Source organism: Dapis purpurea BLCC-M126 (genome assembly GCF_050015975.1).
Classification (GTDB): Bacteria; Cyanobacteriota; Cyanobacteriia; order Cyanobacteriales; family Microcoleaceae; genus Trichodesmium.
Window position 1 is genome coordinate 12,912 of record NZ_JBNHER010000240.1, and the last position, 25,139, is coordinate 38,050.

Annotated in this window: 21 protein-coding genes and 1 tRNA gene; 8 read left to right on the forward strand and 14 right to left on the reverse strand. The window is 34.9% G+C overall.

The window, feature by feature from the left end; genetic code table 11:
- Positions 1-114: 114 nt before the first annotated feature.
- From ACP6PL_RS21615 to cpdA, 6 genes are all read right to left on the reverse strand, one after another.
- Positions 115-822 (reverse strand): GDYXXLXY domain-containing protein, encoded by a 708-nt coding sequence (locus tag ACP6PL_RS21615; RefSeq protein WP_426547339.1) that lies wholly within the window; start codon positions 820-822, stop codon positions 115-117.
- 117 nt (positions 823-939) lie between these two features.
- Positions 940-2,469 (reverse strand): YifB family Mg chelatase-like AAA ATPase, encoded by a 1,530-nt coding sequence (locus ACP6PL_RS21620; protein ID WP_426547340.1) that lies wholly within the window; start codon positions 2,467-2,469, stop codon positions 940-942.
- 216 nt (positions 2,470-2,685) lie between these two features.
- Complete coding sequence (locus ACP6PL_RS21625) at positions 2,686-3,933, reverse strand: hypothetical protein (protein WP_426547341.1); 1,248 nt, start codon at positions 3,931-3,933, stop codon at positions 2,686-2,688.
- Between the two features lie 110 nt (positions 3,934-4,043).
- Complete coding sequence (gene psbA / locus ACP6PL_RS21630) at positions 4,044-5,105, reverse strand: photosystem II q(b) protein (protein ID WP_426547342.1); 1,062 nt, start codon at positions 5,103-5,105, stop codon at positions 4,044-4,046.
- 517 nt (positions 5,106-5,622) lie between these two features.
- Positions 5,623-5,970, reverse strand: coding sequence for a histidine triad nucleotide-binding protein (locus tag ACP6PL_RS21635; protein WP_426547343.1), 348 nt, complete (start codon positions 5,968-5,970; stop codon positions 5,623-5,625).
- A 719-nt stretch (positions 5,971-6,689) separates the two neighbouring features.
- Complete coding sequence (gene cpdA, locus ACP6PL_RS21640) at positions 6,690-7,502, reverse strand: 3',5'-cyclic-AMP phosphodiesterase (protein WP_426547344.1); 813 nt, start codon at positions 7,500-7,502, stop codon at positions 6,690-6,692.
- 171 nt (positions 7,503-7,673) lie between these two features.
- On the opposite strand from cpdA, the gene ACP6PL_RS21645 reads away from it, so the two are divergent.
- A tRNA-Cys gene (locus tag ACP6PL_RS21645) sits at positions 7,674-7,745 on the forward strand.
- A 683-nt stretch (positions 7,746-8,428) separates the two neighbouring features.
- Here the strand turns inward: ACP6PL_RS21645 and ACP6PL_RS21650 are convergent.
- The 5 genes from ACP6PL_RS21650 to coaD form a co-directional block, all read right to left on the reverse strand.
- Positions 8,429-9,016 (reverse strand): hypothetical protein, encoded by a 588-nt coding sequence (locus ACP6PL_RS21650; RefSeq protein WP_426547345.1) that lies wholly within the window; start codon positions 9,014-9,016, stop codon positions 8,429-8,431.
- Positions 9,017-10,266: 1,250 nt separating this feature from the next.
- Complete coding sequence (locus ACP6PL_RS21655) at positions 10,267-10,416, reverse strand: hypothetical protein (RefSeq protein ID WP_426547346.1); 150 nt, start codon at positions 10,414-10,416, stop codon at positions 10,267-10,269.
- 54 nt (positions 10,417-10,470) lie between these two features.
- Positions 10,471-11,871, reverse strand: a complete 1,401-nt coding sequence (locus tag ACP6PL_RS21660; protein ID WP_426547347.1) for a DUF2157 domain-containing protein — start codon at positions 11,869-11,871, stop codon at positions 10,471-10,473.
- Positions 11,872-12,424: 553 nt separating this feature from the next.
- Complete coding sequence (locus ACP6PL_RS21665; RefSeq protein ID WP_426547348.1) at positions 12,425-13,093, reverse strand: ATP synthase subunit B family protein; 669 nt, start codon at positions 13,091-13,093, stop codon at positions 12,425-12,427.
- Positions 13,054-13,554: a pantetheine-phosphate adenylyltransferase gene (gene coaD / locus ACP6PL_RS21670; RefSeq protein ID WP_426547349.1), complete on the reverse strand. Its 501-nt coding sequence runs from the start codon at positions 13,552-13,554 to the stop codon at positions 13,054-13,056. Before coaD ends, ACP6PL_RS21665 begins: the two co-directional genes overlap by 40 nt.
- A gap of 611 nt (positions 13,555-14,165) precedes the next feature.
- On the opposite strand from coaD, the gene ACP6PL_RS21675 reads away from it, so the two are divergent.
- The 4 genes from ACP6PL_RS21675 to ACP6PL_RS21690 all read left to right on the forward strand — a co-directional run bounded on the left by ACP6PL_RS21675 (position 14,166) and on the right by ACP6PL_RS21690 (position 17,566).
- Positions 14,166-15,326, forward strand: a complete 1,161-nt coding sequence (locus ACP6PL_RS21675) for a DUF58 domain-containing protein (RefSeq protein ID WP_426547350.1) — start codon at positions 14,166-14,168, stop codon at positions 15,324-15,326.
- A gap of 169 nt (positions 15,327-15,495) precedes the next feature.
- Complete coding sequence (locus ACP6PL_RS21680; RefSeq protein WP_426547351.1) at positions 15,496-15,861, forward strand: ferredoxin thioredoxin reductase catalytic beta subunit; 366 nt, start codon at positions 15,496-15,498, stop codon at positions 15,859-15,861.
- Positions 15,862-16,495: 634 nt separating this feature from the next.
- Complete coding sequence (locus ACP6PL_RS21685; RefSeq protein ID WP_426547352.1) at positions 16,496-16,894, forward strand: DUF309 domain-containing protein; 399 nt, start codon at positions 16,496-16,498, stop codon at positions 16,892-16,894.
- A gap of 90 nt (positions 16,895-16,984) precedes the next feature.
- A complete protein-coding gene (locus ACP6PL_RS21690) occupies positions 16,985-17,566 on the forward strand; it encodes a YdeI/OmpD-associated family protein (protein ID WP_426547353.1) in 582 nt (193 codons plus the stop codon).
- Between the two features lie 402 nt (positions 17,567-17,968).
- Here the strand turns inward: ACP6PL_RS21690 and ACP6PL_RS21695 are convergent, their stop codons facing one another.
- Positions 17,969-18,289 (reverse strand): hypothetical protein, encoded by a 321-nt coding sequence (locus ACP6PL_RS21695; RefSeq protein ID WP_426547354.1) that lies wholly within the window; start codon positions 18,287-18,289, stop codon positions 17,969-17,971.
- Between the two features lie 279 nt (positions 18,290-18,568).
- Positions 18,569-19,210 carry a DUF3747 domain-containing protein gene (locus tag ACP6PL_RS21700; RefSeq protein WP_426547355.1) on the reverse strand — a complete coding sequence of 214 codons (642 nt, stop codon included), beginning with the start codon at positions 19,208-19,210 and terminating at the stop codon, positions 18,569-18,571.
- A 662-nt stretch (positions 19,211-19,872) separates the two neighbouring features.
- On the opposite strand from ACP6PL_RS21700, the gene ACP6PL_RS21705 reads away from it, so the two are divergent.
- Positions 19,873-21,756, forward strand: a complete 1,884-nt coding sequence (locus ACP6PL_RS21705; protein WP_426547356.1) for an AAA-like domain-containing protein — start codon at positions 19,873-19,875, stop codon at positions 21,754-21,756.
- 437 nt (positions 21,757-22,193) lie between these two features.
- On the opposite strand, the gene ACP6PL_RS21710 is transcribed toward ACP6PL_RS21705, so the two are convergent.
- Positions 22,194-22,772, reverse strand: a complete 579-nt coding sequence (locus ACP6PL_RS21710) for a Uma2 family endonuclease (protein WP_426547358.1) — start codon at positions 22,770-22,772, stop codon at positions 22,194-22,196.
- Positions 22,773-22,833: 61 nt separating this feature from the next.
- Here ACP6PL_RS21710 and ACP6PL_RS21715 point away from each other — a divergent pair, with 61 nt between their 5' ends.
- The gene (locus ACP6PL_RS21715; RefSeq protein ID WP_426547359.1) at positions 22,834-24,291 is read left to right on the forward strand and encodes an FAD-dependent oxidoreductase; all 1,458 of its coding nucleotides are present in this window, start codon (positions 22,834-22,836) and stop codon (positions 24,289-24,291) included.
- Positions 24,292-24,537: 246 nt separating this feature from the next.
- Positions 24,538-25,113 (forward strand): Uma2 family endonuclease, encoded by a 576-nt coding sequence (locus tag ACP6PL_RS21720; protein ID WP_426547360.1) that lies wholly within the window; start codon positions 24,538-24,540, stop codon positions 25,111-25,113.
- Positions 25,114-25,139 lie beyond the last annotated feature (26 nt).

Here is a 25,139-nt window from a genome sequence, read left to right on the forward strand (position 1 = left end):
AAATTCGAGGTTTTACAATGTATACCTCAAAAATATGTAGAGAAATCGTCAAACAAGTAATTGGGAAATATGCCAAAATCTTCTAAATTACTTCCCTATTCCCTATTCCCTGATCTAAAACTTATAATTACGCTCTCTTACCCACAAACTAACAGGTACAGCTTTACCTTGAGAATTAACTTTTACTTCTACAACAAAAGGTATGTCACCTTCTGAATCAACATTACGTTGTACTTCCGAAATATCCTGATTAATTTTTTCTCGTCTATCCTCTGGCATATAATAAGTTTCTAAACCATATTTAACTCTCCAACCATCAAGTTTCCCTTGAATAGCTATTTGATTATCTGGCAAATTTTCTGGCATTTTTGCACTTACTGCCACAGGTTGCCAAACTTTAGGAACTTCTGAATTTTCTATTTTTTCAGGTGCAGCTAAAATTACATAAATGTTAGTTTGATTGTCTGAAGAAAATCTGCCGGAAGTTTCCAATTCAAATTGATGCCAACCAGGAAGTTTACTCAAATTATCTTTGCGGGAAATGTCATAACTTAATACCTGATAATAGCCACGCAAAAAATCATAAGGATCTACAGGTGCAGTTTGTAAAATAACTGTTCTACCTGTAATGTGAGTGTAAATAGCTTGAGCAGGAACTGACAAAATTAATGCTAACTGCAAAGTTAAAGGCAAAACAAACCGCCAAATAGGTATTTGCTTTGTCAAAGATTTCGTTTCATTAATAGGTAAACTTAATTCTTCAGAATTATTCTCATGTTTAATTGATAAATTGCTATGACTAAAAGGATTATCAAATTTCATGTTAGTTCTCCACTTAGTTGTTTGAAGTTACCATAATTAGTTGTCAAAAAGTATTGGTTTATTTTTAGTATAACAACAAATTGCACTTCCTGAAGCCAACCGACAAAGCTATATTAATTACTGCATTCTATCAATTGTCCGATACTGAATTGCCTCAGCAACATAACCAGGTTTCAAATCCTCATCCCCCGCTAAGTCAGCAATAGTTCGCGCCACTTTCAAGACCCGATCGCTTGCCCTCGCTGACAACCCCAATTTTCTAATCGCCCCCTCCAACAAATTCCGACTGCTATCATCCAACTTACACCACTTGCTAAAATGACGACTTTGCATCTGCGCATTACAACTTAAACCACTCTCATCCTCAAACCGATGTCGAGCGCGATCCCGTGCCACTCTCACCCTTTCTCTGATATCTACCGAACTTTCCCCAGTTTCCTGTCTAGTAATTTCCTCTGGTTTTAAGCGACTCACCATCACCTGTAAATCTATCCTATCCATTAAAGGTCCTGAAAGCTTGCCCCAATATTGCTCCCGTTGCCGTGGAGAACAAGTACATGGCTGAATAGGGTCGCCATAATAACCGCACGGACAAGGGTTTGTACTCGCCACCAAAGTAAACTGAGCTGGAAATTCTACTGAGAGCCTAGTGCGGGATATTGTCACTACCCCATCTTCCAAAGGTTGACGCAAATATTCCAAAACATTGCGATTAAATTCTGTTAACTCATCTAAAAATAATACTCCTCTGTGAGATAAAGAAATTTCCCCCGGTCGCGGAAAACTGCCTCCACCGACTAAAGACGGCCCCGATGCCGAATGATGGGGAGCGCGAAACGGGCGATCGCTCACCAAACTACCTCTATTTTTCAACAACCCCGCCACTGAATAAATTTGAGTTACTTCCAACGCCTCCTCAACACTCAAGGGGGGCAAAATTCCCGGTAAACGTCGTGCTAACATTGTTTTCCCACTGCCAGGAGGTCCAACAAAAATTAAATTATGTCCACCCGCAGCAGCTATTTCTAAAGCACGGCGAGCATGATTTTGTCCTTTAACTTCTTTTAAATCTAAACCTATAAATTCTTGTTTTGCCAAAATCTCAGCAGTATTAATTTCTACAGGAGAAAAGGTAGTAGGATTATTCAAAAAATCGGTGACATCAAATATATTATCAAATCCATAAACCGATAATCCTTTTACTAATGCTGCTTCTTGTACATTAGCAGTAGGCACGACTAAACCAGTAATTCCCATTTTTTTGGCTGCTGCTGCAATAGGTAAAATTCCGACAACTGGTCGCAATGTACCATCAAGAGAAACTTCTCCTAAAAATAGATAGTCTCCCAATAAATCTGCATTTACCTGTCCCGAGGCAGCCAAAATTCCTATACTAATAGGTAAGTCAAAACTAGGACCCTCTTTCCGTAAATCTCCAGGGGTGAGATTAATCAGAATTTTCCGCATAGGGAAGGCATAACCACAATTTTTCAGAGTCGCTTTAACTCTTTCCTTTGACTCTTGAACTGCGGCATCTGGTAATCCTACGACGACAACTTTTGGCAGTCCCCCAGATACATCGACTTCCACACCTACTTTTATGGCCTCAATGCCAATTATTGATGCACTCCAGACTCTAGCTAACATATTACTTTAAAAGGTTAAATCAGTTTTTTTAATTAAGACAATTAGATTTTAGTAGAGGAAATAATCTCATTAATGGAAAGGTCACAGTTTTTGGAGCGGGGTTTAAATCCCCGTTACAAAAACAACTTCTGACTTCTCACTTCGTTAACAGGTACTTACCTTCTTTTATCTTCCTCCTTCCGTCTTCCTTCTTCCTTCTTACTTCTTTTCTAAGTTTTAATTTACTAAGAAAAAATATTCTGGATATTGTTTAGCTACTAAAGCAGATAAATACAAAATAACCGCTAAACCTAATGTAGCCCAAGACCATGATTTTTGTTGCCAAGGCAATTCAAAATATTTTTCAATCAGATATAAGAAAAAGAACGTACCGCCAATTCTTTGTAATAATAAAACTTGCCAAACTGAACCAATATAAAGTGCAATAATACCTGATACTATTGTCAAAAATTGTAACCAAAGATAACGATTTATATTAAAATTTCCATACTCATACCATTTGCTAGAAACAATTAAAGTTCCAACAAAATAAACAAAACTACCAACAAATAAAACTCCTGTAGAAAAAATTCCCATATAGGGAAGTTCAACATTTGTTACTTCTGCACTAACATATATAGTTAATAAAATTAAAGAAGCAGACATCGCTCTAGGAATTACATCTTTTTCAGCAAAACCAATCATGTAACGAAGAGGCGTAATAATTACAGAAAAACCGAGACAAGTCTCCAAGGCAATAATAGTAATAAAACCTAACAGAGAACTTTTATAAACAATTGCAGCGATCGCCCAAATTATGAACAGGATGAAACTATCAAGATAATAAGGATAACTATTTTTATCATCAACAAGCTTTTGGAAAAATTTTCTATGCAGATAGTGGCTGAAACTAATAGCACCAATTAACCCCAAGCAACCAGGAAAAGCAATAAATTCACCTATTCCTGTAACAAAATTTCCCCCAACAATGGCAGCCAAACAAACTAAGTAAATAATAATTTCATAACCCCAATCTGGAATTAGCGTCAGAATAGGAATTAAATATAGAGAAGCTAACGAAGCTAGTGCCAAAACAAGTAAAATTGCTGCTGCAGTCAAGATAATATTTGTAAAAGTCACAAAACCAGCAATTTTTTGAATTATGTTTGTTTGGCTTCCCGGTGTAACTATTTCGTAGTTATTAGTTAATCGTATAATCTGTTCTAAGTTTAACTTTTCCCCAACAATAATTTGAGATTTTTCCAAGTAATATTTTGTTTCTGTTGTTGCCTGAGTTTCTGAAAGTACACCCCTTTTTTCTAGTTCGTCGATAGTAGTAATACTGTGTCGAATAGAAATTAATTCTTGAACTTTTTCTAGTGGGAGGTTATCAAGATTATTAATATTATTTTGGGCAAAACTCACACTAGGGGTGGAAAGCCAAAATATAACCACTAAAAATAAACTAATTAGCCGACGCATCATAATATATAGTTTTGTAGAATGGTCATCTTTCCCTTTCTTTATATTTTCCCCGATAAAAACAAAAAACGCTCCCCAAAAATGGAGAGCGTTATTATTAGTTAATTAAAAGATTAACCCTTGATAGCAGGAGCTTCAACAGAAGCTAAGTCTAGAGGGAAGTTGTGAGCGTTACGCTCGTGCATTACTTCCATTCCTAAGTTAGCGCGGTTGATGATGTCTGCCCAAGTGTTTACCACACGACCACTAGAGTCGATGATGGACTGGTTGAAGTTGAAACCGTTTAAGTTGAAGGCCATTGTGCTGATTCCTAATGCTGTGAACCAGATGCCTACTACTGGCCATGCACCCAAGAAGAAGTGCAAGGAACGGCTGTTGTTGAAAGAAGCGTATTGGAAGATTAAACGACCGAAGTAGCCGTGAGCTGCTACGATGTTGTAAGTTTCTTCTTCTTGACCGAATTTGTAACCGTAGTTTTGAGATTCAGTTTCTGTTGTTTCACGTACTAAGGAAGAAGTTACCAAGCTTCCGTGCATTGCACTGAATAATGAACCACCGAATACACCTGCTACTCCTAGCATGTGGAATGGGTGCATTAAGATGTTGTGCTCTGCTTGGAACACTAACATGAAGTTGAATGTTCCGGAGATTCCTAAAGGCATTCCATCGGAGAAGCTTCCTTGACCGATTGGATAGATTAAGAATACTGCTGTTGCTGCTGCTACTGGAGCAGAGTATGCAACACAGATCCAAGGACGCATACCTAAGCGGTAGGATAGTTCCCACTCACGACCCATGTAGCAGAATACGCCGATGAGGAAGTGGAAAATTACTAGCTGGTATGGGCCACCATTGTAGAGCCACTCGTCTAAGCTAGCTGCTTCCCAGATTGGGTAGAAGTGTAGACCAATAGCGTTGGAGGAAGGTACTACTGCACCGGAAATGATGTTGTTTCCGTAGAGTAAGGAACCAGCGACGGGTTCGCGGATACCATCGATGTCTACTGGAGGTGCTGCTACGAAAGCGATAATGTAGCAGATAGTAGCTGTTAGAAGAGTAGGGATCATTAATACACCGAACCAGCCGATGTAAAGACGGTTATCAGTGCTAGTTACCCAGCTACAGAACCGTTCCCATACGTTAGCGTTTTCACGCTGTTGTAAGGTTGTAGTCATGTGATAATAATTGCTATGTATTTTTCAAGGTTCTCGGTAGCTTTGTTGCTACCTTGTTTACTATATTAATCATCTAATTTAGTTTTGTAAAGGGTTTTAATAAAAGTATGTTGGAATTTTTTAATAAGTTAGACTTATACTTTTTTAGTTGGACTCTCATAACATAAAGTTTTACAAGCAGTCATTAAAGATGGACTTATAACTTTGACGCTACAGTAATTACTAATTTAGGTTTATAGTTCTACGGGCAAGTCAGAATTCAGAAGTAATGTCTAACTGAGTTTTAAAATTTAGCAATGTTCTAAGCTATGCTTCAACCGCTATATAACTAAATAAAGCTAAAACCTAAAAACTACTAAACTGACACCCCTCAAATAATTTTGTAATAGTAGGGTGGGTTTTGCGTTAGCTTAATTGTGTTAAAAATTTTGTCAGATAAACCCGCCCCCACCCCAATAATCCTAATCGACAAAATTAGCCGTGTAAGCCCAACACAATCTTGTTCAATAATCTTGAATTAGCCTGGAGGCCACTGCATTTGACGACCCCCAAGAATATGGAGATGTAGATGAAATACGGTTTGGCCAGCTTCAGGGCCATTATTAATCACTACACGATAGCCATTTTGTAGTCCTTGTTCTTCTGCGATGCGCTTTGCAGTCAGCAACAAATGCCCCATTAAAGCATGGTCTTCAGCTACAGCATCGGCTAACTTGGGAATAGGCTTTTTCGGAATCACCAGGATATGAATGGGGGCTTGAGGATTAATATCTCTAAAAGCCAAGGCCATATCATCCTCATAAATAATATCTGCGGGAATCTCGTGCCTGATAATCTTACTGAAAATAGTGTCTTGTTCGCTCATTTATCTATTTATAAAGAACTAACTATACAAATCTAAGAATATAGGAATTCCCTAAAAAGTTGAGAATGAAAGTTCACTAAAAATCACTGGCCATTATTAAATTGCGCGATCGCGCAATTTAACTTAATTGCTTCACCAAGTGAATATGTTTTTTTGAAACCCAATAAAACTTGTAGGCCGAAGTAGCGATTGCTACTTCGGCTTTAGATTTTTAACAAAGTTTATTCAATAGATTAAAAGTTGAGTTTGGGTGTTATTGAGTTGTAGGGCATCTTTGGCTAATGTCAATCATCTGATTCTTTACAATTCAGGATAATTTGAGCTTTAGATGAGATGAAATTTGCTCCTGAGAAATTAAATAGAAATAACAATGACGAAATCCTTCATCTAAAATACTGTGAAATTATTTGCACCTTTTCATATTGCGTTTTGCTAGGGGATATATACAGCAAAAACAAACTCTTAACAAATGCTCAATCTTTTGTTTGATCAAAATAATTTGCTCCTGCAACTCTACCTTTTATGGCGAAATGTTTTTAGAGGGTTCTTCAAAATCCCCGTTATAAAACAATACAGTTCAAATAAGACCAAAATTTATAAAGCATGGAACCATTTAGATAAGCTTTTCAGATTAAAGAACTCCAAAAAAATCCTTAACTGAACTATGTTGCATTAGAAAAACAATTTATGACTTTTGACTTCGTTAAAGACAGCCTCTATCAACCATTTTTTGAATATCCACTAGCAGTAATATCAAATTCATAAATATAGTCAGACCTTTCAATTTTTGTAGTGTAATTTCCATCAGGATATAGATTCATTAATCTTAATCCCGGTGGCTTTTTATCTAGAACAAATTTTGGATTTTTTGGTTCAAATTGAATACAAGTAGAAGGGGTTGTTAAATAACGAACACCATTTATTTCTGTATCAAATTCTTGATGAACATGACCAGATAAAACAACTTTTACCTGCGGATAACGATTAATTATATTTAATAATGGTTCTGGGTCATGTAAAATAATTCTATCCATCCATTCTGAGTTTATTTTTACAGGAGGATGATGTAAAGCAATTAAAACTGGTTTTTTTCCTATCATTTTCAGTTGAGATTCTAACCATTCCAGACTTTCTGGATAAATTTGACCATGCACACATCCAGGCACATTAGTATTTAGCAATAAAAAGTGCCACCCACCCATTTCAAAATATTTTTTTGAAGAAATAGGGGCATAATTTAACTCCTGTTCCATAATAGGTAAACAGTCATGGTTTCCTGCTATCCAGTAAGTAGGAATATTTAGGGGACTAAGTAAGGATGCTAGACGTTGGTATGATTCTGGGGTTTCATCTTGAGAAATGTCCCCAGTGAGTAGCAGCACATCTGGCGGGGGTTGTAATTGTGCCAGTTTCTCTAAAACTTTAATGAAAGAGCTTTCGGTGAGAACTCCATACATTTTTCCCTGAGTCGGATCTGCAAATAAATGGGTGTCGGTAATTTGGGCGAGAAGGACAGGAACTTTAGAAATCATGATTAATCAGAAAGTTTTTATCTTGTGAGGATAAGAATCTTAAAGATAGCTTTAAATATTTGTCCATAGTGCAATGGAAAACAAGGCCATAAGTGATTTAGATCGCATTCACTTTTTAGAGAGTTGCTATATTTCTTTGGATAGTGTATATTAATGTGTGTGAGTAAAAATGGCGGCATGGCCAAGTGGTAAGGCAAGGGTCTGCAAAATCCTCATCCCCCAGTTCGAATCTGGGTGCCGCCTTTGATAAATAAATATTAAGAGATGCTTAGAGATTAATTTTTGGTAGTTTACGGCAAATCACAGTAGCTCACTATTTAAGTTTAACTATTAATCTGCGCCTAAACTACCCTGCTGGACTAACGCACCTAAAATGTTGTAATAGTAGGGGCGAGTTCCACGTTAAATTAAGGAGTTTCACCATTAGATAAAATAAACCCGCCCCAAAATCTAACGCACAAAATTAGCCGTGTCATTAAACTACACTTTTACCTTTGATTAAGGTCTTTTTTTGTTGTTAATTTCTTTGGGTATTTGAATGATACTTTGAGAGCGTTTGAGCTTAATAAAACACACTTAATTCTGATAGATTGATCCATTATTTTTACTGTGAATTGCTAGGTGATAGTGACTTAAAAAACTTCCTGAGAGGGAACCGATAATTTCACATTTGTTACTCATCAATATTTGTACTCTTCGTCTATAATATGTGGAATCGGCTACTTTGATAAAAGTTGACAGGAAGATAGTTTTAGTATAATTTTAAGTTTGTTGTAAATTATAATAATGTTTTGTAATTCTTTCATAATTATGTTTATAGCACTTGCCATTATTCTTAGGATATTCTCAAATGATCAAAAATATAGCAATAATGTAGGGGCAATTTACGAATTGCCCCTACTGACTTCTGATCTTAGCTATAACTACTATTTTTGTAATGATGGTAAGTAGCTAACTTTAGCCCATTTAGCAATAATATTACCTAGCCATTGAATATTGTCATAAGACTGATAGGCAAGAAGATGATAATCTTGATGGGTAGTTTTGATTAATAAGCCCCATGATGAGAATCTATTCCCTTTAAAACCGCTAGTTTTAACTTGTTCTATATATTTAATTTTTGAGCGCTTAATTTTTTGTTTTTTTTCTTTAAAAGTACCTAATTTTTCATTGAAAACTAGGCAGTCAAATCTCAAGTCAAAGCTGGCTTGTGCTAGAAAAAAATATAGAACTATATAGACTTGATCGAAAATTTTAGCAGCAAAAAAATACATCACTAAAGGAATAAAGAAAAATATAAAAGTTAAAATACTGATTAAATAATCTTGAATTAGGATAAATGAAGTTATCAGCAATGTAGCAATAAAGATACAGAATAGTATCCAAGCAAAAATGCAAATAATTGCAAATATAAGTAAGTATCTCATACCATTTGGACGATAAACTAATAGAAGCTCACTGTTAGAAGAGTAGAATATTCTAAACCCTTTAGGAGGTGGAATAATTGGTAACATAATAGAAGGAAAGATAATCAAGGATTTTAAACATTTATTGCTAGACAAAATTTTAACTCATACCAAATATAATTTATTTGAAAAATAAATTGTTGGCTTGACGTTTTGTAGAATTTTTTTATTGGTGTTAATTGTGGATTAGAGTGTGTTTCATATCAGTGAGCTACACCTGTAGCGGGCAATATACCCGAACTACAAAGACTTTATAACTAATATTTGTACCGCATATACCTGCCACCTGCTGTAATTTTCGGAAAATAAAATATTCTTGTAGGAAAGTTCTATGGAACTTCCCTACTTTCTCGTCTGTTCCCTATTGCATATTCCTATAATTTATCTGGAGTAATAAGCAAATCTCTGATACATTTACCTGTAAGCATGATAAACAGGATTAGCGATCGCTGCTGCAACGCCCACTACAAAAAGTTCCCCAATACCCAAGGATTATTATTGAGAATACAACCATAGTGGGGAGAAATTACTATATGTTCCATCAACGCCATACCAATACCCCAAGTAATAACAACTATCATTTGACTGCAGGCAGTCTTAGTATTAAGAATGTGTTCTGCACCCACCAACACATCGCCCCACTCGCACTTCTACAAAAACTGCTCCAAAAGAATGTTTGGCATATTCTTGTTGCTCTTATTTCGATGAATTTTTACCAACTGCTTCAATATTTTCCTAACCATAAGGAGTCAGAATTTGCTGATAACTTTCTGCCACAGTAGTATTATTTTGCAACAATAATTTCTCTGAATCAAAAATTATCTTCTCTGGTTTTACTTGATAAAGTAGAGAGTCATATCGAATCAGCTTAATTCGGTATCAAAAAATCTTTCATCTGAGTGCCAAAGCAAAATATTTCTAAATTCTCTTCACTTCTGACTCCTAATTAATATCATGTCCGGATAATTAGTGATAAAAAAGTTTTTGTTTGTAGTAGGGCTTTAGCCCGATAAATACCTATCTTAGGGCTAAAGCCCTACTACGAGCTTTAATTATCACTGTTCAACCGGACATGATATAACTATCTAATTATATCAAATCCGGTTAATTGCACATAGAATCTGATTATATGATATATGTTTATGATTCTATAATTATTAAATCTTCAATCTCCCTAAATTCCAATCCTGGAAGTGGTTAAGGGTGTTTTCCCGTCTCCCCATCCCCCCATCTCCCCATCTCCGCATCTCGTCCAAATATATAATAAGTATTCAAGCGGATTTGATATTACACCAATGCTACTGGATTTGATAATCAGGCTGAGAAATTGTCATATCTAATACTTTATTCCGAGCGTTCATTGGTGCTGCTTGTATTGCTGAACCTGGCGATCGCGTATTGTGTAGAATAAACTCCTTGAGTTGTATTGTAGAGGATGAGACTGTCATCTTCCCAAAGTGACAACTGCTATAATACTTACACAGTACAACTTATTTTTATCATTATTTTCTGACTTCTTCTGATGATAAATGACGTTCATACCATAAGCCTGCGGCTATTACTCCTACACCACATAAAATAAATACAAAAGACTTCAGTAATAATCCAGTATTGTACTCAAAAGTACGACTAATAATTTGTAAAGTCAGTAATACTAAACCTCCCCAAAAAGTACTTCTAATTCCTCGCGCTAATCCAATCCTAATTAAGCCTGCTGCCAAAAGAAACATTTCTATATTTATGATAAAAGTCGCTATTTCTGGAATTTCATTAATACTTAGATGCCAGAAACATAATATTGCTGTTCCAACAATAAAACCCAAAATTACACCACTGACTAAATCTAATCGCCAACTCTGAAAATCTCTTTTATTTGGTCGTGCTAAATAGAACCATTCCCAAATAGTTAATCCCACAAACACTAAAACTTCAACTAAAGTTAACCAATGAATTTTTGATGATGTTCCAGAATAATTTACTAATGAAAAGTTCTGCCAAAATCTTTGAAAAGATAAATAGAAAAATCCAATACTCAAGTACCAAATAGCTAAATTTCTTGCTAGAGGTTGAAAAATTCTGCTATCTAAGTTTGGTAAAATAGTATCGTCATATCCCCACAATAAAGCAGGAGGTAAAGTTAAAGCGATCGCTCCCCATAAACCATGATTTGATAAATCAAAAACTCGGAACAGACTAATTTCTAAAGCTAGCAATATTATCAATATAGATAGAAAGAAAATTATTCGTGAATTGCACCAGTAAGCTAGGGGAAGAAACAACAATATTGCCACCAAAGACATATATTCTATTATGAAGTGTAACCAGGAAAATTCTCCTGGGTAAAATACAGTTGATAACCCCATTAAATAGCCTAGTCCTATCAATAGAGTAGCGATAACTCCCAAAGAAGCTAGTTGTAGACTATAAGCCATTACTAAAACTCCTAATCCCCAAACAATATATAATCCGTAGGGAGAACCACCAATATGAAACATTTGAGCCATTAGTGCTATATTTGCCCCTAAAATTAATGCCCCAAATATTAATAGGCCGTGACCTAACTTTTGTTTTTTATTGGTTGTATTAGGTAGAGTATTTTGTTGTCGCCATAGATAAAAACCAGTGGTATTAACTCCGACAAATAAAGTTAATAAAAGGAGTGTTTTTACTTCTCTTGACCACTGTTGCCAGTTAGCAGAAACAAAAGTAATTATACCCAATCCTAGGAGAATACAGCCTAGGGAAATTAAGATAGTAATAAAACGAGAGCTAGCAGTTTTTTCTAAAAAATCAAACTGGTAACGCTCTGATAATTCTTGATAAAGATCGTTATCAATTAATCCCTCTGCTTGCCATAGTTTCGCTTCTGTGCGGAGCTGGCGACGAAACTTTTCTGTAATCATTTTATTTCTAGAAGAAGTTAAGAGTTTATGTTATATTTATAGCGAATTTAAAGTATATAAAGTACAAATATTAACGATCAAAACTTTTGCATCTTGCCTGTTACAGCGGTACATTAAGCTTAATTAAGTCTGCTTTAACTCTAGGATACTAAATAATCATAAATTTTATTTGAGTTTATTTTTCTAAAATAGAGTGTAGGTAAGCATTCAGCGGCCAGCTATCATTCACAAGTTATCAACTCATTATTCATTATCAATTAATAAGATTTCCTAACCTTCAATCCTCTCGATTTTAACCAGAGGTAATTATCTATTATTCATTATCAATTAATGAACTGAATTTATATAAATTATCGTGGCAATTAACAATTTTCACTTAAGTATAGATGCCAGTTTTAAAATTGCCACATTTATCTGATTTTATCCTTGGGGAAACCGGGCTAATGTTATGATGAATTGATAATATTTATACTTACTTGAAGTTACCCGGTTTCTGAGTCTTGTTTAGGAGTAAACTAAGTCCTGATTTAACAATTAATAAGCCCATTATTAATTATGCTTCGGGATTTAATGGCGTTCCTAAACTTTCATAATTTCCATCTCCTTCTAATTGTTGACGACCATTGCGAATCACCTTGAGCATATCCGTTAACTGCTGTTCAATACTATCAAGCACATGATCTGCATAGTCATCAGCACCATTCTGAATTTCATCACATTCGGCGATCGCTCTAGCTCTCATTTCTTCCAGTTCTTGTTGAGCTTGATAGCGAATTTGTTCAATTTCAGCAATAGTAGCTTGTTGAATTGCTTCACAATCTAGCTGAACCTGATTTCTGAGCTGATCTGCTTCTACTTTAGCTTGCTGCACAAGACCCATTTCATTTAAAATTTGGGAAGCTCGTTGTTCAGCATTTTCAATAATCTCTTCAGCATAAAGTTCAGCTTCTTGAAGAATTTCATCCTTATGTCGAACAATCATTTCTGCTTCCTGAAAAGCAACTGGTAAATTCAGACGTACTATATCTAGTTGGTCTAATAACTGTTCTTCATCTATTAAAGTACGTCCCACAAAGGGTATTCTAGGACTATCGAGAATAATCTCCTCCAGTCGATTTAGTTCTCTCTGGATATCTACTCCAGGAGAAGCACTGGTGGATTCACCCTCGACATTTTGTCCATTTACTTCTGGTTCAATATTGGCTGAGTTTTGTCGTAACATTTATAAATATCAATAGCAATGTGCTGAGGAACAAGATGATCTACTGAGCCACCAAAAATGGCAATTTCTTTAACTACACTACTACTTAAAAAACTATATTCGTTAGAGGTAGCCAAAAAAACTGTCTCTATTTCAGACGATAAGGTTTTATTTGTGTGGGCCATTTGCAATTCTTTTTCAAAATCTGAAAGAACCCGCAGACCTCGAATCAGGACTTTAGCCTGTCGCATTTTTGCATAGTTTACCGCTAAACCATCAAAACTGGCTACCTCTACATTAGGTAAGTGTTCTGTGGAATGGCGAATTTGATTTAAACGTTTCTCAATAGTAAATAAAGAGGTCTTACTAGGATTTCGCAGTACGGCCACAATCACTTTTTTAAACAGCTTACAACCTCGTTCTATAATGTCTATGTGACCGAGGGTAATAGGGTCAAAACTGCCTGGATAAATAGCAATCACAATTATAGATATATTAAGAGTTACTGAAGTATTTTAGCAAGCTTTTTCACATATTAGGGAGTAGAGTTCAATAATTAATAATTAATAATTAACAATTAATAATTACCTCTTCTTAAAAAGTTGCTCAATTACGCAATTGGTTAAATCAAGCTTGTGCTGAAGAAAAAATAATCAAAACTCAAAAACCAGTAAATTACAGAATTCCTGCTGAAACTCAGGAACATCAAAATCATCAAATTTTCACACAGCAATTAAATATTTATGAAGCAGTTTTGCCAATCATACTTAAAAACCTACCACAAACAGATAAAGATTTAGCCACAAAGTTAAACGTAAATATTAGTCAATTACAAGATTAGTTAAAAACAGCAAAAATAGAAGGAAAAATAATTTCAGAAAATAAATCCAATATTTATGTAATTTCCCAAGATATCAAACAGTTATCTCCATTTGATACAGTAGAAGATGATGAACAAGGATTAGATTGGTAAAAAAATGAGGAATAGGGAAAAGTAATGGATGATTGATATAGCAATTCCCACAGTTATCAGGTACAGTTGTTTATCTTATTTTCTACTCCCCTATACCCTACTCCCTACTCCCTAAAGCAAATGAAAATTTACTACAAAATTTCCGACTGGCTAGAAACTAACTGGGTAACACCAGCTTACGCAGGTGGGTTACTCGGAACATTATCAATATTCTTCTTTGGTGCCGCTACAAACACAATGGCAGGATGGCTATATGTAATTAGTGGTATGAGTTTTGCATTGTTAGGAATGGGTGCTGTTTTACCAGGGCGATCGCTACGTCAAATAAAAATACGTCGTCATCCAATTCAACCTATAACTGTGGGTGATAATTTAGCGATCGCCTTAACAATAGAAAATTCTACTAACCAACCACTAGCTTTGCTGCAACTCCAAGATGATATTCCTTTTGTCTTAGGGAAACCAGTGCAACAAGCAATAGAAGTTATTCCTGCTAAAGATACTTACGATTGGATTTACTATCTTCCCACTCAAAAAAGGGGTATATATAGATGGCATTATCTTCAACTGAGAACCGCAGCACCTCTAGGTCTATTCTGGTGTCGGCGTACTCGAAATGCTAAAGCTACCGCTATTGTTTATCCTACCGTTTTACCCCTAAGTAGCTGCCCGATAATAGATGAACTTGGTCAAGAATATAGTCGTCAACTTCACGAACATAGTCGTTATCAAATGGCTTCGGAAGGATTAACTAGGACATTACGACCATATCGGTTTGGAGACCCTAGTCGTTTGATCCACTGGCGGAGTAGTGCGCGTTATGGCGAGTTGCGGGTTCGGGAACTAGAGGTCTCTAGGGGAGGAGAAGAAATTCTAATTTGTCTCGATAGTGCTGCTAACTGGCAACCGGACCGTTTTGAAGCTGCGGTGACTGCTGCTGCTTCTTTATATTTTTATGCTAACCGCTCTTTGCTAAATGTTCAACTTTGGACTGCTGCTACTGGATTAGTGCATGGTAATCTAGCTGTGTTGCAAACCTTAGCTGGAGTTAACTTTGGGGAAGAGGTTTTGGCAGGAAAACCACCAGAAAGGTCTTTGCTTTGGTTGACTGAAAATTCACTTAGTTTGAATTCTCTTCCTTCTGGGAGTAGATGGTTGTTATGGTTAGATGAGTCTGTTGCTTCTGCAGCAGAAATACCTAGGCTTCAAGATTGTTCTGGTTTAGAAATTAGTTCTAATCAACCTTTAGAGTTTCAACTTCAGTCACAAATCAACAATTAAATTGGCAACTACTGTATTATTTATTTTGATTGACAAATGGAACTATATATAGTATATGAGTGTAGAAAATTAAGTCTGGAAATTTTTAATTTGATTTGCTCCTGAAAATGGCTTTATGTAGTAAAATTAACGGAACTAACTAATATAACCACCATAACAAAAACATATTATGACCCTGACTACAGAAAACAAGAAACTATCTACTGAAAAATCTTTGGAGGCGATGAAAAAGTTCTCTGAAAAGTATGCCAAAAATACAAATACTTATTTTTGTGTAGACCCTTCAGTTACTGCTGTGGTAATTGAAGGATTAGCTAAACATAAGGATGAATTGGGCGCTCCTTTATGTCCATGTCGTCATTATGAAGACAAAGAAGCAGAAGTAAAGGCTACATATTGGAACTGTCCTTGTGTACCAATGCGGGAGCGCAAAGAATGTCATTGTATGCTATTTTTAACTCCTGATAATGATTTTGCTGGTGAACAACAAAACATTACTCAAGAAGATTTAGAGTCTACTAGAGCAAGTATGTAAGTCTAAAACTCGAAGGAAGAAGGTTAATAAAGTCAGAAGTCAGAAGTTAGAAGTTAGAAGTCATAAGTTAGAAGTTAGAAGTTAAATTCTGAGTGTGACTGAGTTTTATAGTAGCAATAATGTCTTAACTGTCCTGATGACTGCTATATTTTGATAATTTATTTCTCTTTTTCCTTCTTCTTAAGATATTAGGTTTCACTTATTGGATAGTTTTGTATATTGAACAAATGATAATTGATTTTCAACTATCTATTAATTGAGGAAAGACCAATCAAAAAATATCTAATGAATGTATTTCATTAATGGATAATGGATAATGAATAATGGATAATTACCTCTTTAACAATGGATAATGAACAATGGATAATGGATAATTATGTTTGTTTCGCTGCGCGACATGAATGCGGAGCATTACCTAGGAAAGCTTTGCAGAACGCAAACATAATTATGAATGATGAATGATGAATTATGAATTATCCATTATCCATTGGTAATAATTTCCTGATTGTTTAACCCTAGATGAATAAGCATAATTTCCTAGTTAAATTAAAATTAAGAGCGAAGAAAGAAGAAAGTTGAGAATTGATATGGGATTAAATTCCGTTTTTAGTGTTAATTTTGAATTTAATAATTAATGACTTCTGAACAAGAAAAAATTCCCCAAGAGTTTTGGCAGGGAATAGCAGAGTTTAACAAACAAGAATTCTACAAATGCCATGATACTCTTGAGGCTTTATGGCTGGAAGCTGGAGAACCAGAACGCACTTTTTATCAAGGGATTTTACAAATAGCAGTAGGACTTTATCATGCTGGAAATGAAAATTGGCGTGGTGCTGTTATGTTGTTGGGAGAAGGTGTGAGGAAATTGAATTATTATCAGCCTAGTTATTTTGAGATTAATGTTGATAAATTATTAACAGAAAGTAGTGAACTGTTAAAACATTTGCAAAAGTTGGGACCAGAAAAAATTGCTGATTTTGTACGATCGCCCCAAAATAGTAAATACCCGAAAATATTAAAACTAAAAGATTAATTATCTAGTAAATTAATGGTTTGGTTGGCAAAAATTAAGCCAACCAAATATACCTAATTTGATTTGAATTTAATCAAGGGTTTTCAACTTATGCTAAAAGTTCAAAAACAACTAGAAACATTTCAAGCAAAAAATCGTCAACAATGGCGAAAATGGTTAGAAGAAAACCATAAAGATTATGTTGGTATCTGGTTAATTTATTACAAGGTAAAAAGTGGTAAGCCAAGCATTAAATATAGTGAAGCAGTTCAAGAAGCCTTATGTTTTGGTTGGATTGATAGTAAAGTCAAATCATTAGACTCTGAACGATATATGCAGGTATTTACACCTCGAAGACCAAAAAGTGTATGGTCAAAATTGAATAAACAATATATCCAAGAACTTATAAAAGAAGGTTTGATGACTGAAGCAGGCTTAGAGAAAATTGAATTGGCAAAACAAGATGGTTCTTGGACTAAGTTAGATTCTATAGAAGAGTTAATAGTTCCCACAGATTTACAGCAAGCATTAGCAGCAAATCCCACTGCTAAAAAGTATTTTGAATCATTGAGTAAATCATCGAAAAAAAATCTACTATTCTGGATTGAAACTGCAAAACGTTCTGATACTAGGTTAAAAAGAATTGAGAAAATTATTAACTCAGCAGCACAAAATAAAAACCCATTGAAGTGATTATATCGTTTCACAGAAGTCAAAAGTTAAAAGTTAGATTTGATCGGCTCGAAATTTTGACGGTACAGTAATTTCAAGAAATTATTTCACATCTAAAGTTTGAAACTATTTGTGACATCTTTAAAGTAAATTGGTATTACTAATATTACTTTAGATGCCGTCAACTTAATGAAAATATTATCAATGTTACTCCAAATATACGGAAGTTTTAAATTGTGTAATAGGGTTTCCTTTGTCTTCTTACGTAAGTTGTTTATGGCAAACTCTCAAGACTGCACTTTCGCGCAACTCAACCGACAAAGTGCCAATTTTAAAACTTATCAACCGGAGCAAATACAATTCCAACTACCCAAGCTATAGTTGGTATTAAAGTAAAAATTATTATTTCTAAACTTGTCATAATTAATTATTCCTCTCATTTTCTATTTGATCAATTTTGGCTGTTAATAGAGTCCAGTTACTAGCAATAATTCGTTGATTAGTAACATGATCGTAAGCTTCCCATTCTTGAGTAAGTTCTGTATCTTGCCAAATAAACCAGTTTCGATAAATTTCTCCACTGTCAATATCACCACATAGAGATAACCAATCATCTCCGGTAAAATATTCTATTTCTTGCATCACTAAATTAACTTCAACTAGAGCTAAAAATGTTTCTAAATCATTCTTTTTTGTCTCAGAGATATCAGGAGTTGGGCTTTGGTTAATCAATGTAAGTTTCATAGTTTTTGTGAAATTTTATTTACAGTATTTTCGTACTTGAGTAAGTACATATATTGATGGTTTTAGGGAGTAGGTAAAATCGTGAGTAGAATAGGTAACAGCAAAAAATATTTACCTTGTTAGTTGTACGAAATTAATCTGGAATTTGATCTATAATATCAATTCATAAAAAAATACTATGCTTGCTCAAGGCTTCATTTATTAAGTAATAAATAAGTAAAAGCAATGTTTTTAACGATTCTATGTATGAAGCGCAATTAATACTTATTCCTAAAAAACCTACTGCCTATTTAGATTATCATCCAGCTCTAAAAAATCTGGAATTTGAGCCTCAATCTCAGCTATTTTTTGCTCTACAGCATCTTGTTTAGCAGCAAAACTATCATAACTAAAATAAAAATGACCAAGAACTTTTTCCTGATAACTACGTTTTGTAAATTTCCAACCTGGTTCGAGAAAAATTTTCATTATTCCATCACTTATTCCGCGAGTTCTACCTATCAAATTTTTATCTCCTGTAAGAGAAATGCTAAATAATTTAATTTCATCACCAACATTTTCTAAAATTAATCTATGACTCCTGGATAAATCATTACCATTTACCCGTATTGAATAATCATTACTATCAGTAGCTTGCTCACAAATACCAGCAAAATTAAAGTTCAATAGTAAAGGTTCGACTACAATTGGATATAATTTGGTTTCGCTTTCTCTCCAGCAACGTCTTTCATTAGAATTCTGCTCTAAAATCATCAGTTTATAACTAGAATATTCTTGGGGCATTGCCATAGCAATAACTTGGTTTTGATCTATTTGTACTTCATCAAAAGTGAAATTTGTTTGGGCGGCAGTTTTAGAATAGATACCCAAAACTATTGTTGCTAAAATAGTAGTAATTCCTGTTTTAACAATGTTTATCATTGTTGTTACCCCTGTTTAGTTATTGGTAATTCATATAACTACTTTAAAAAAATCGTTAGTTTTTTGTAGAGAACATTAGGAACTTAATTAAAAAAATTAAAAATCTTCTAGAAAACTGTTATTTTAGTTATCAGTGACCAGTTATCAGTTATCAATACTGACTGCCGAAGTTAGAGTATGGAAGGACTAAATTCCTTAAATTAGACAAAATTAGTTATCTTCGTTAACAGCTCTAAAATATTAGATGAGGATAAAAAACCTCTGACAAAGGAGCAAGATACTCCCACTACTATGCTTGGAGATTAAAATAATTACAATGAACTGCTACTATAACTTAGAAGTTGTTTGAAAAGTTTGAGATCCCCCTAAATTCCCCTTAATAAGGGGGACTTTCCATCTTATTTCCCCCCTTTAAAAGGGGGGCTAGGGGGGATCGAAATCTAAATTTAGCACTTTTAAAACAGGTTCTTAGAGCGGTTTTCATAATTAGTAGACCACACAGTAGGGGTAGGGAGGTTTCATGGAACGTCCCTATATGGTTATTATTTTTTTTATGTGCTTCGTTCACCTGAAAACTGCTGTAAAATAAAAATAGAAAAATTATTATTAGAAGTAAAGTAGATACAAATTCTCTACTCCCTATTACCTATCCTCTATTTAAAATGGAAAAAAAATCAAAACGCGATCGTGGACGAATTCTCACAACTTCTGGACTGAAAAAGTTGAATGAAGCTATTGAAGAATGGAAACAGGAATATAACCTCAGAGGTACTCTGGCAGAAATTGAAGCAGAGTCTGGAGTTGGTTCTGACACTATCAGTAAAATTAGACAAGGGCGAGTCGGTGCAGATGTTAGCAAAATTCAACAGCTTTTTGCCACCTTTGGTCTGACATTGGATGAAACTGACCACCGCTCTGGAAAACAAAACTCATCTCAAACGGAGTCAGAACACCTAGGGGAACTGTTACCTCTACTGGATGACGAACAAATAGTCAATCAAAATAGTTCCCAAGTTTTCATCAGTTATCGCAGTCAAGACCCAGATCAAGAATTGGCGCGACAGTTTGAAACTGCTCTGACTGCTGCTGGTCATCAGGTGTTTATGGGAGCAGATCACATTCGCCTGGGAGAAAATTGGTTTCGGCGAATTAATGAAGAGTTGAAGCGATGTGACTATTTACTGTTGTTTTTGCCTCCCCAGTCGGCGCAAAGTGAGTTACTCACCTATCAAGTACAACTTGCTAGAGAATTGCAATTTTCCCGACCAGACCGTAAACCTGTAATTTTGCCAATTCGGGTAGGTTTTTCTCTCAGTACACCCCTCAACCATGACTTGCGCGGTTATCTCTATCGCATTCAACAACGGGAATGGCGATCGCCTGAAGATAGTGTGGTTATTTTGAGGGAAGTTTTGACTTTGTTAGCTGCTCCACCGGGAAATGTTGCGCCGGAAGTAGAGGAGCATGAAGAAACTCACCTTCCTGAAGAAATTAGTAGCATTGTGTCAGGAAGTCCCCCTCCTTTACCCTCTGCGGAACCTGAAATACCGGGGGGACAAATTGATGTGGCATCTACTTTTTATATCGAACGCCCCCCTATTGAAGAACGTTGTTATCAAACTATATTACAACCGAGTGGTTTAATTAGAATTAAAGCGCCACGACAAATGGGTAAAACTTCTTTAATGGCAAGAATTTTGCATCATGCTGCTCAGTCAGGATATCGGACTGTACCGTTGAGTTTTCAGTTAGTAGATAAAGAAGTTTTTAGTAATCTTGAACAATTCTTAAAATGGTTTTGTGCTTATGTGGGGCGAGAGCTACGTTTACCCAATCAATTAGATGATTATTGGGATGATATTTTTGGTAGTAAGGTTAATTGTAAGGATTATTTTGAGAAGTATTTATTAGCACAAATAGATAATCCCTTAGTATTAGGTTTAGATGAGATTGACCGAGTTTTTCAATATCCTGATATTGCTGAAGATTTTTTGGGATTATTGCGAGCTTGGCATGAGGAATCAAAGCGACGTGCTATTTGGAAAAAATTAAGGTTGTTGGTAGTACATTCTACCGAAGTTTATATTCCCATGAATATTAATCAATCTCCTTTTAATGTGGGATTACCTATAGATTTACCTGAATTTAATCGAGAGCAAGTTCAGGATTTAGCATCGCGACATAATTTGAATTGGTCTGAACAAGAAGTCGAGAAATTAATGGCAATTGTTGGCGGTCATCCTTATTTAGTTAGGGTGGCATTATATCATATTTCTAAACAAGATTTAACTCTATCAGATTTACCGGAAAATGTAACGAGTGAAACTGGAATTTATAGCGACCATTTGCGACGACATTTGTGGAATTTAGAAGAATATTCAGAGTTAGTTGAGGCGATGAAAAATGTGATTTCTGAAAATTCTAGCGGGCAGTTAACAGGAATGTTAGGTTTTAAATTAGATAGTTTAGGTTTAGTGAAATGGCAGAATAATAAATGTTATCCCAGGTGTGAGTTATATCGGCAATATTTTCAAGTTCATTTGTAGGAAGAAGGAAGAAAGGAAAAGATCCAGTAGGGGCGGGTTTATTTAATTTAATGTTCATGCTCATAAATTTCTTGTGAAACCCGCCCCTACATTTATTTAAATACTACGGTTTCAGTTAATTCAATTTAGCGATCGCTTGTCGCACTTGGTCTATTTCTAATTCTAAAATTTCGGCAATCTTTTATCAGTTATCAGTTATATTATGTGCCCCCTTCGGGGGAGCTACGCTAACGGTTAAATAGTTTTTATAATTAAAGTTCGTAGTAGGGCTTCAGCTCGAACTGTAGATAGGGCTGAAGCCCTACTACAAACCATATACTTTATTATAAGTGATTATGCAAACATGATATTATCAGCTATTAGTTATCAGTAACTTTCACTACAGTTATAAAACTGAAATACTTAACTTTATTCTTTTCATACTCTTTAGTTAATATCTAAAGTAGCGCTACACCAGGAACTTTTTGATAGATTAATTCAATCTGACAATGAAAATCTAGACTAGCAAAATTAACTTCTTCTCCCCTACTATAAGTTTGAGAAACCCACATTCCTTGTTCATTTTTCCGAAAACATTCTATACTCATCTGAGACTGACTAACTAATACATATTCTTGTAAACTTGTAGCAGTTTGATAATCAGCAAATTTACCTCCTCTATCAAAGTTAGCTGTGCTTGGAGACAAAATTTCTATGATTAAAGAGGGATAACGAATAAAGTCTTCATTTGAACTTAAATCCCGTTCATCACAAGTTACTGCCACATCAGGATAATAATAACAGTTAGCTTCTTCTAGTCGAACTTTAATATCAGAGGTAAGTACAACACAGTCATTATCAAGAAGATGATTGCCCAATAATCTGACTAAATTACTAGCAATAATAATGTGGGGTTTCTTTGCCCCTACCATTGCATAAATTTTGCCCCGTCTATACTCATGTTTAATCGGACTTTCTCGCTCTCCTGCTAAATATTCTTCTGGAGAAATATAGAATTGATTTTGGTTGGCTATCATGGATTTTACTCTGCTATTTATACTATTATATTATATCAACAACTAGGGTGAAATAAAAACTATGTCTACAGAAACAAAAAACTTCAACCAAAACGCAGTTATTATCGGTGCAGGTCCGGCTGGTTTTGCTACAGCATTAATGTTAGCTAAACGTGGTTGGCATCAAATTACAGTATTAGAAAAACGACCTACTGCAGATTTTTATGAACCTGATAAATCATTCCATTATTTAATTGATGGGCGGGGTCAAAAATTTACCTATCTATTAGGTTTAAATGAAAAATTAGCAAAAGTTAGCGTGCCAAATACAGAATTTTACCTGACAGAAATTAAGGCTGATGGTAATCGTAAAACATCAAAATTACCCATAGTAGATCCCAATAGAAAAACAGCTTACTGGCTCCAACGCCGAATTTTCTTGCAATTACTTTTTCAAGAGATTGAGGAAAATTGGCAAGATAGGATTACGACTTTATTTAATACAAAATGTCTGGAGATTAACAAAAAGGATGGAAAATTAACAATTATTGCCCAAGGAATAAATGCTAAAACTAATTATGAATTTGAGCCAGATTTGTTAGTTGGTTGTGATGGGATTAATTCTCTAGTTAGGCAAACTTTAGATAAGTGGGATAATTCTGGAACAGATAAATTTAAAATGCAGTTTTTTCCCTCTGCAAGTTCTGGTTTAAAATACAAAGTTTTGACTTTACCACCTAAGTTTCCCCTAGACCATAATAATTCTGAACAGGCAGTTTGTACAATGGCTTATGCTATTCGGGGAGTATTTACAGATTCTCAACATTCTCTATCTCTAGGTATTCTACCTTTTGCTGACCCTAACGAACCAAGAACAGCAAATATTATTAGAAAACCAGAACATGAAATTTGGAAATTACAAGATGGTAAAAAATTATCTGAGTTTCTTGAAAAAGCTTTTCCAGAATTGCCGATAAATGAAATAGTTTTGTCAGAAGAAAAAGAGCGTTTTGCTAAAAGTGAGGGTGGATATTTTCCCATCCCTCAATATTGTTCTGGGTTGCATTTTTTATTATCAAATACAGATAATTATGCTGGAGTAGTTTTACTGGGAGATGCGGTTCATTGTTTTCCTCCTGATATTGGGCAAGGTGTAAATTCGGCTTTGGAAGATGTGTTTATACTCGATCAAGCACTTGCTCAAACTAATGATCTTATCTCTGATGCTTTGCCATTATTTGAGTCTTTACGTTCTCCAGATATGAAGCCTTTAATACGTTTGAGTCAAACTGCTTTTCCTTGGCAATATAATCAAGATATTTTCGGTAAAAGACTGTGGAGTATTAACTTTTTTATCCGGTTATTGTTGAGTAAAATATTGCCTTTTATTTTTGCTCCTCCCGCTTTTATCATGATTCAAAACCATAAACTTAGTTATCGTGAAATATGGTCTATGGCCCAAAGAACAACTATCTATATATATGTCTTGGGAATGGTTTTGATTTTTGGAATTTTGGTTTTATTGTTTGATAATTTTTAGTGGTGCTAAAATTAAAGCGATCGCCTTCGGGAAATGGAAAGATAGTTAGAAAGGAACTTGAAAAAAGTGATGCCTGTTCGCCATAATTAGTATAACAAAAAAAATAATTCGTATATCCGTGGCATAATCCGTGTCTAGCTCTAGCTCTGGGGAGCGATGGCTAATAATATGTTAAAATCTAAATAGGACTTTAGCTAACTGCTGAATGCTTACTTGGTAATTAGCTTAAAGTCAAAAGGAGGAAAAATGACTAATTATACGATTGAGCTTAATTCAGTAATTGAAATGACAGACGAACAATTTTTTCAACTCTGTCAAAAAAACCGTAATTTAATATTTGAAAGAAATGCTAAGGGAGATTTAATTATTATGTCGCCGACTGGGGGAGAAACTGGAAACTATAATGCTGAAATTTTTGTCGATTTGGGAATTTGGAATCGACGAACTAAACTAGGTAAAATATTTGATTCATCTACAGGTTTTAAGTTACCTAATGGTGCTACTCGTTCTCCTGATTCTTCCTGGATAACTATGGCAAAATGGAATAATTTAACTCCTGAAGAAAGAACTAAGTTTCTACCTCTTTGTCCTGATTTTTTAATTGAATTAATGTCACCTTCGGACAGTTTATCTGAGACTAGAGAAAAAATGCAAGAATACCTAGAAAATGGGATGCGTTTAGGTTGGTTAATTAATCGAAAAAATCGGCAAGTAGAAGTTTATCGTGTTGGTAAGGAGGTAGAAATATTAGATGCACCTCAAACATTATTTGGTGAAGATGTTTTGCCTGAATTTGTGTTAGATATGGAACTAATTTGGTAATGAGTTGAGTTAAGGGGTATAATTAG

What these genes read in the sequence shown, in the direction of transcription:
- ACP6PL_RS21635 (WP_426547343.1), bottom strand. Translation starts at nt 5,970, where the DNA reads ATGAGCGAACAAGACACTATTTTCAGTAAGATTATCAGGCACGAGATT.
- ACP6PL_RS21625 (WP_426547341.1), bottom strand. Translation starts at nt 3,933, where the DNA reads ATGATGCGTCGGCTAATTAGTTTATTTTTAGTGGTTATATTTTGGCTT.
- cpdA (WP_426547344.1), bottom strand. Translation starts at nt 7,502, where the DNA reads ATGATTTCTAAAGTTCCTGTCCTTCTCGCCCAAATTACCGACACCCAT.
- ACP6PL_RS21710 (WP_426547358.1), bottom strand. Translation starts at nt 22,772, where the DNA reads ATGATAGCCAACCAAAATCAATTCTATATTTCTCCAGAAGAATATTTA.
- ACP6PL_RS21655 (WP_426547346.1), bottom strand. Translation starts at nt 10,416, where the DNA reads ATGACAGTCTCATCCTCTACAATACAACTCAAGGAGTTTATTCTACAC.
- ACP6PL_RS21700 (WP_426547355.1), bottom strand. Translation starts at nt 19,210, where the DNA reads ATGATAAACATTGTTAAAACAGGAATTACTACTATTTTAGCAACAATA.
- ACP6PL_RS21665 (WP_426547348.1), bottom strand. Translation starts at nt 13,093, where the DNA reads ATGTTACGACAAAACTCAGCCAATATTGAACCAGAAGTAAATGGACAA.
- ACP6PL_RS21705 (WP_426547356.1), top strand. Translation starts at nt 19,873, where the DNA reads ATGGAAAAAAAATCAAAACGCGATCGTGGACGAATTCTCACAACTTCT.
- psbA (WP_426547342.1), bottom strand. Translation starts at nt 5,105, where the DNA reads ATGACTACAACCTTACAACAGCGTGAAAACGCTAACGTATGGGAACGG.
- ACP6PL_RS21650 (WP_426547345.1), bottom strand. Translation starts at nt 9,016, where the DNA reads ATGTTACCAATTATTCCACCTCCTAAAGGGTTTAGAATATTCTACTCT.
- ACP6PL_RS21620 (WP_426547340.1), bottom strand. Translation starts at nt 2,469, where the DNA reads ATGTTAGCTAGAGTCTGGAGTGCATCAATAATTGGCATTGAGGCCATA.
- ACP6PL_RS21675 (WP_426547350.1), top strand. Translation starts at nt 14,166, where the DNA reads ATGAAAATTTACTACAAAATTTCCGACTGGCTAGAAACTAACTGGGTA.
- ACP6PL_RS21715 (WP_426547359.1), top strand. Translation starts at nt 22,834, where the DNA reads ATGTCTACAGAAACAAAAAACTTCAACCAAAACGCAGTTATTATCGGT.
- ACP6PL_RS21685 (WP_426547352.1), top strand. Translation starts at nt 16,496, where the DNA reads ATGACTTCTGAACAAGAAAAAATTCCCCAAGAGTTTTGGCAGGGAATA.
- ACP6PL_RS21720 (WP_426547360.1), top strand. Translation starts at nt 24,538, where the DNA reads ATGACTAATTATACGATTGAGCTTAATTCAGTAATTGAAATGACAGAC.
- ACP6PL_RS21690 (WP_426547353.1), top strand. Translation starts at nt 16,985, where the DNA reads ATGCTAAAAGTTCAAAAACAACTAGAAACATTTCAAGCAAAAAATCGT.
- ACP6PL_RS21695 (WP_426547354.1), bottom strand. Translation starts at nt 18,289, where the DNA reads ATGAAACTTACATTGATTAACCAAAGCCCAACTCCTGATATCTCTGAG.
- ACP6PL_RS21680 (WP_426547351.1), top strand. Translation starts at nt 15,496, where the DNA reads ATGACCCTGACTACAGAAAACAAGAAACTATCTACTGAAAAATCTTTG.
- ACP6PL_RS21660 (WP_426547347.1), bottom strand. Translation starts at nt 11,871, where the DNA reads ATGATTACAGAAAAGTTTCGTCGCCAGCTCCGCACAGAAGCGAAACTA.
- ACP6PL_RS21615 (WP_426547339.1), bottom strand. Translation starts at nt 822, where the DNA reads ATGAAATTTGATAATCCTTTTAGTCATAGCAATTTATCAATTAAACAT.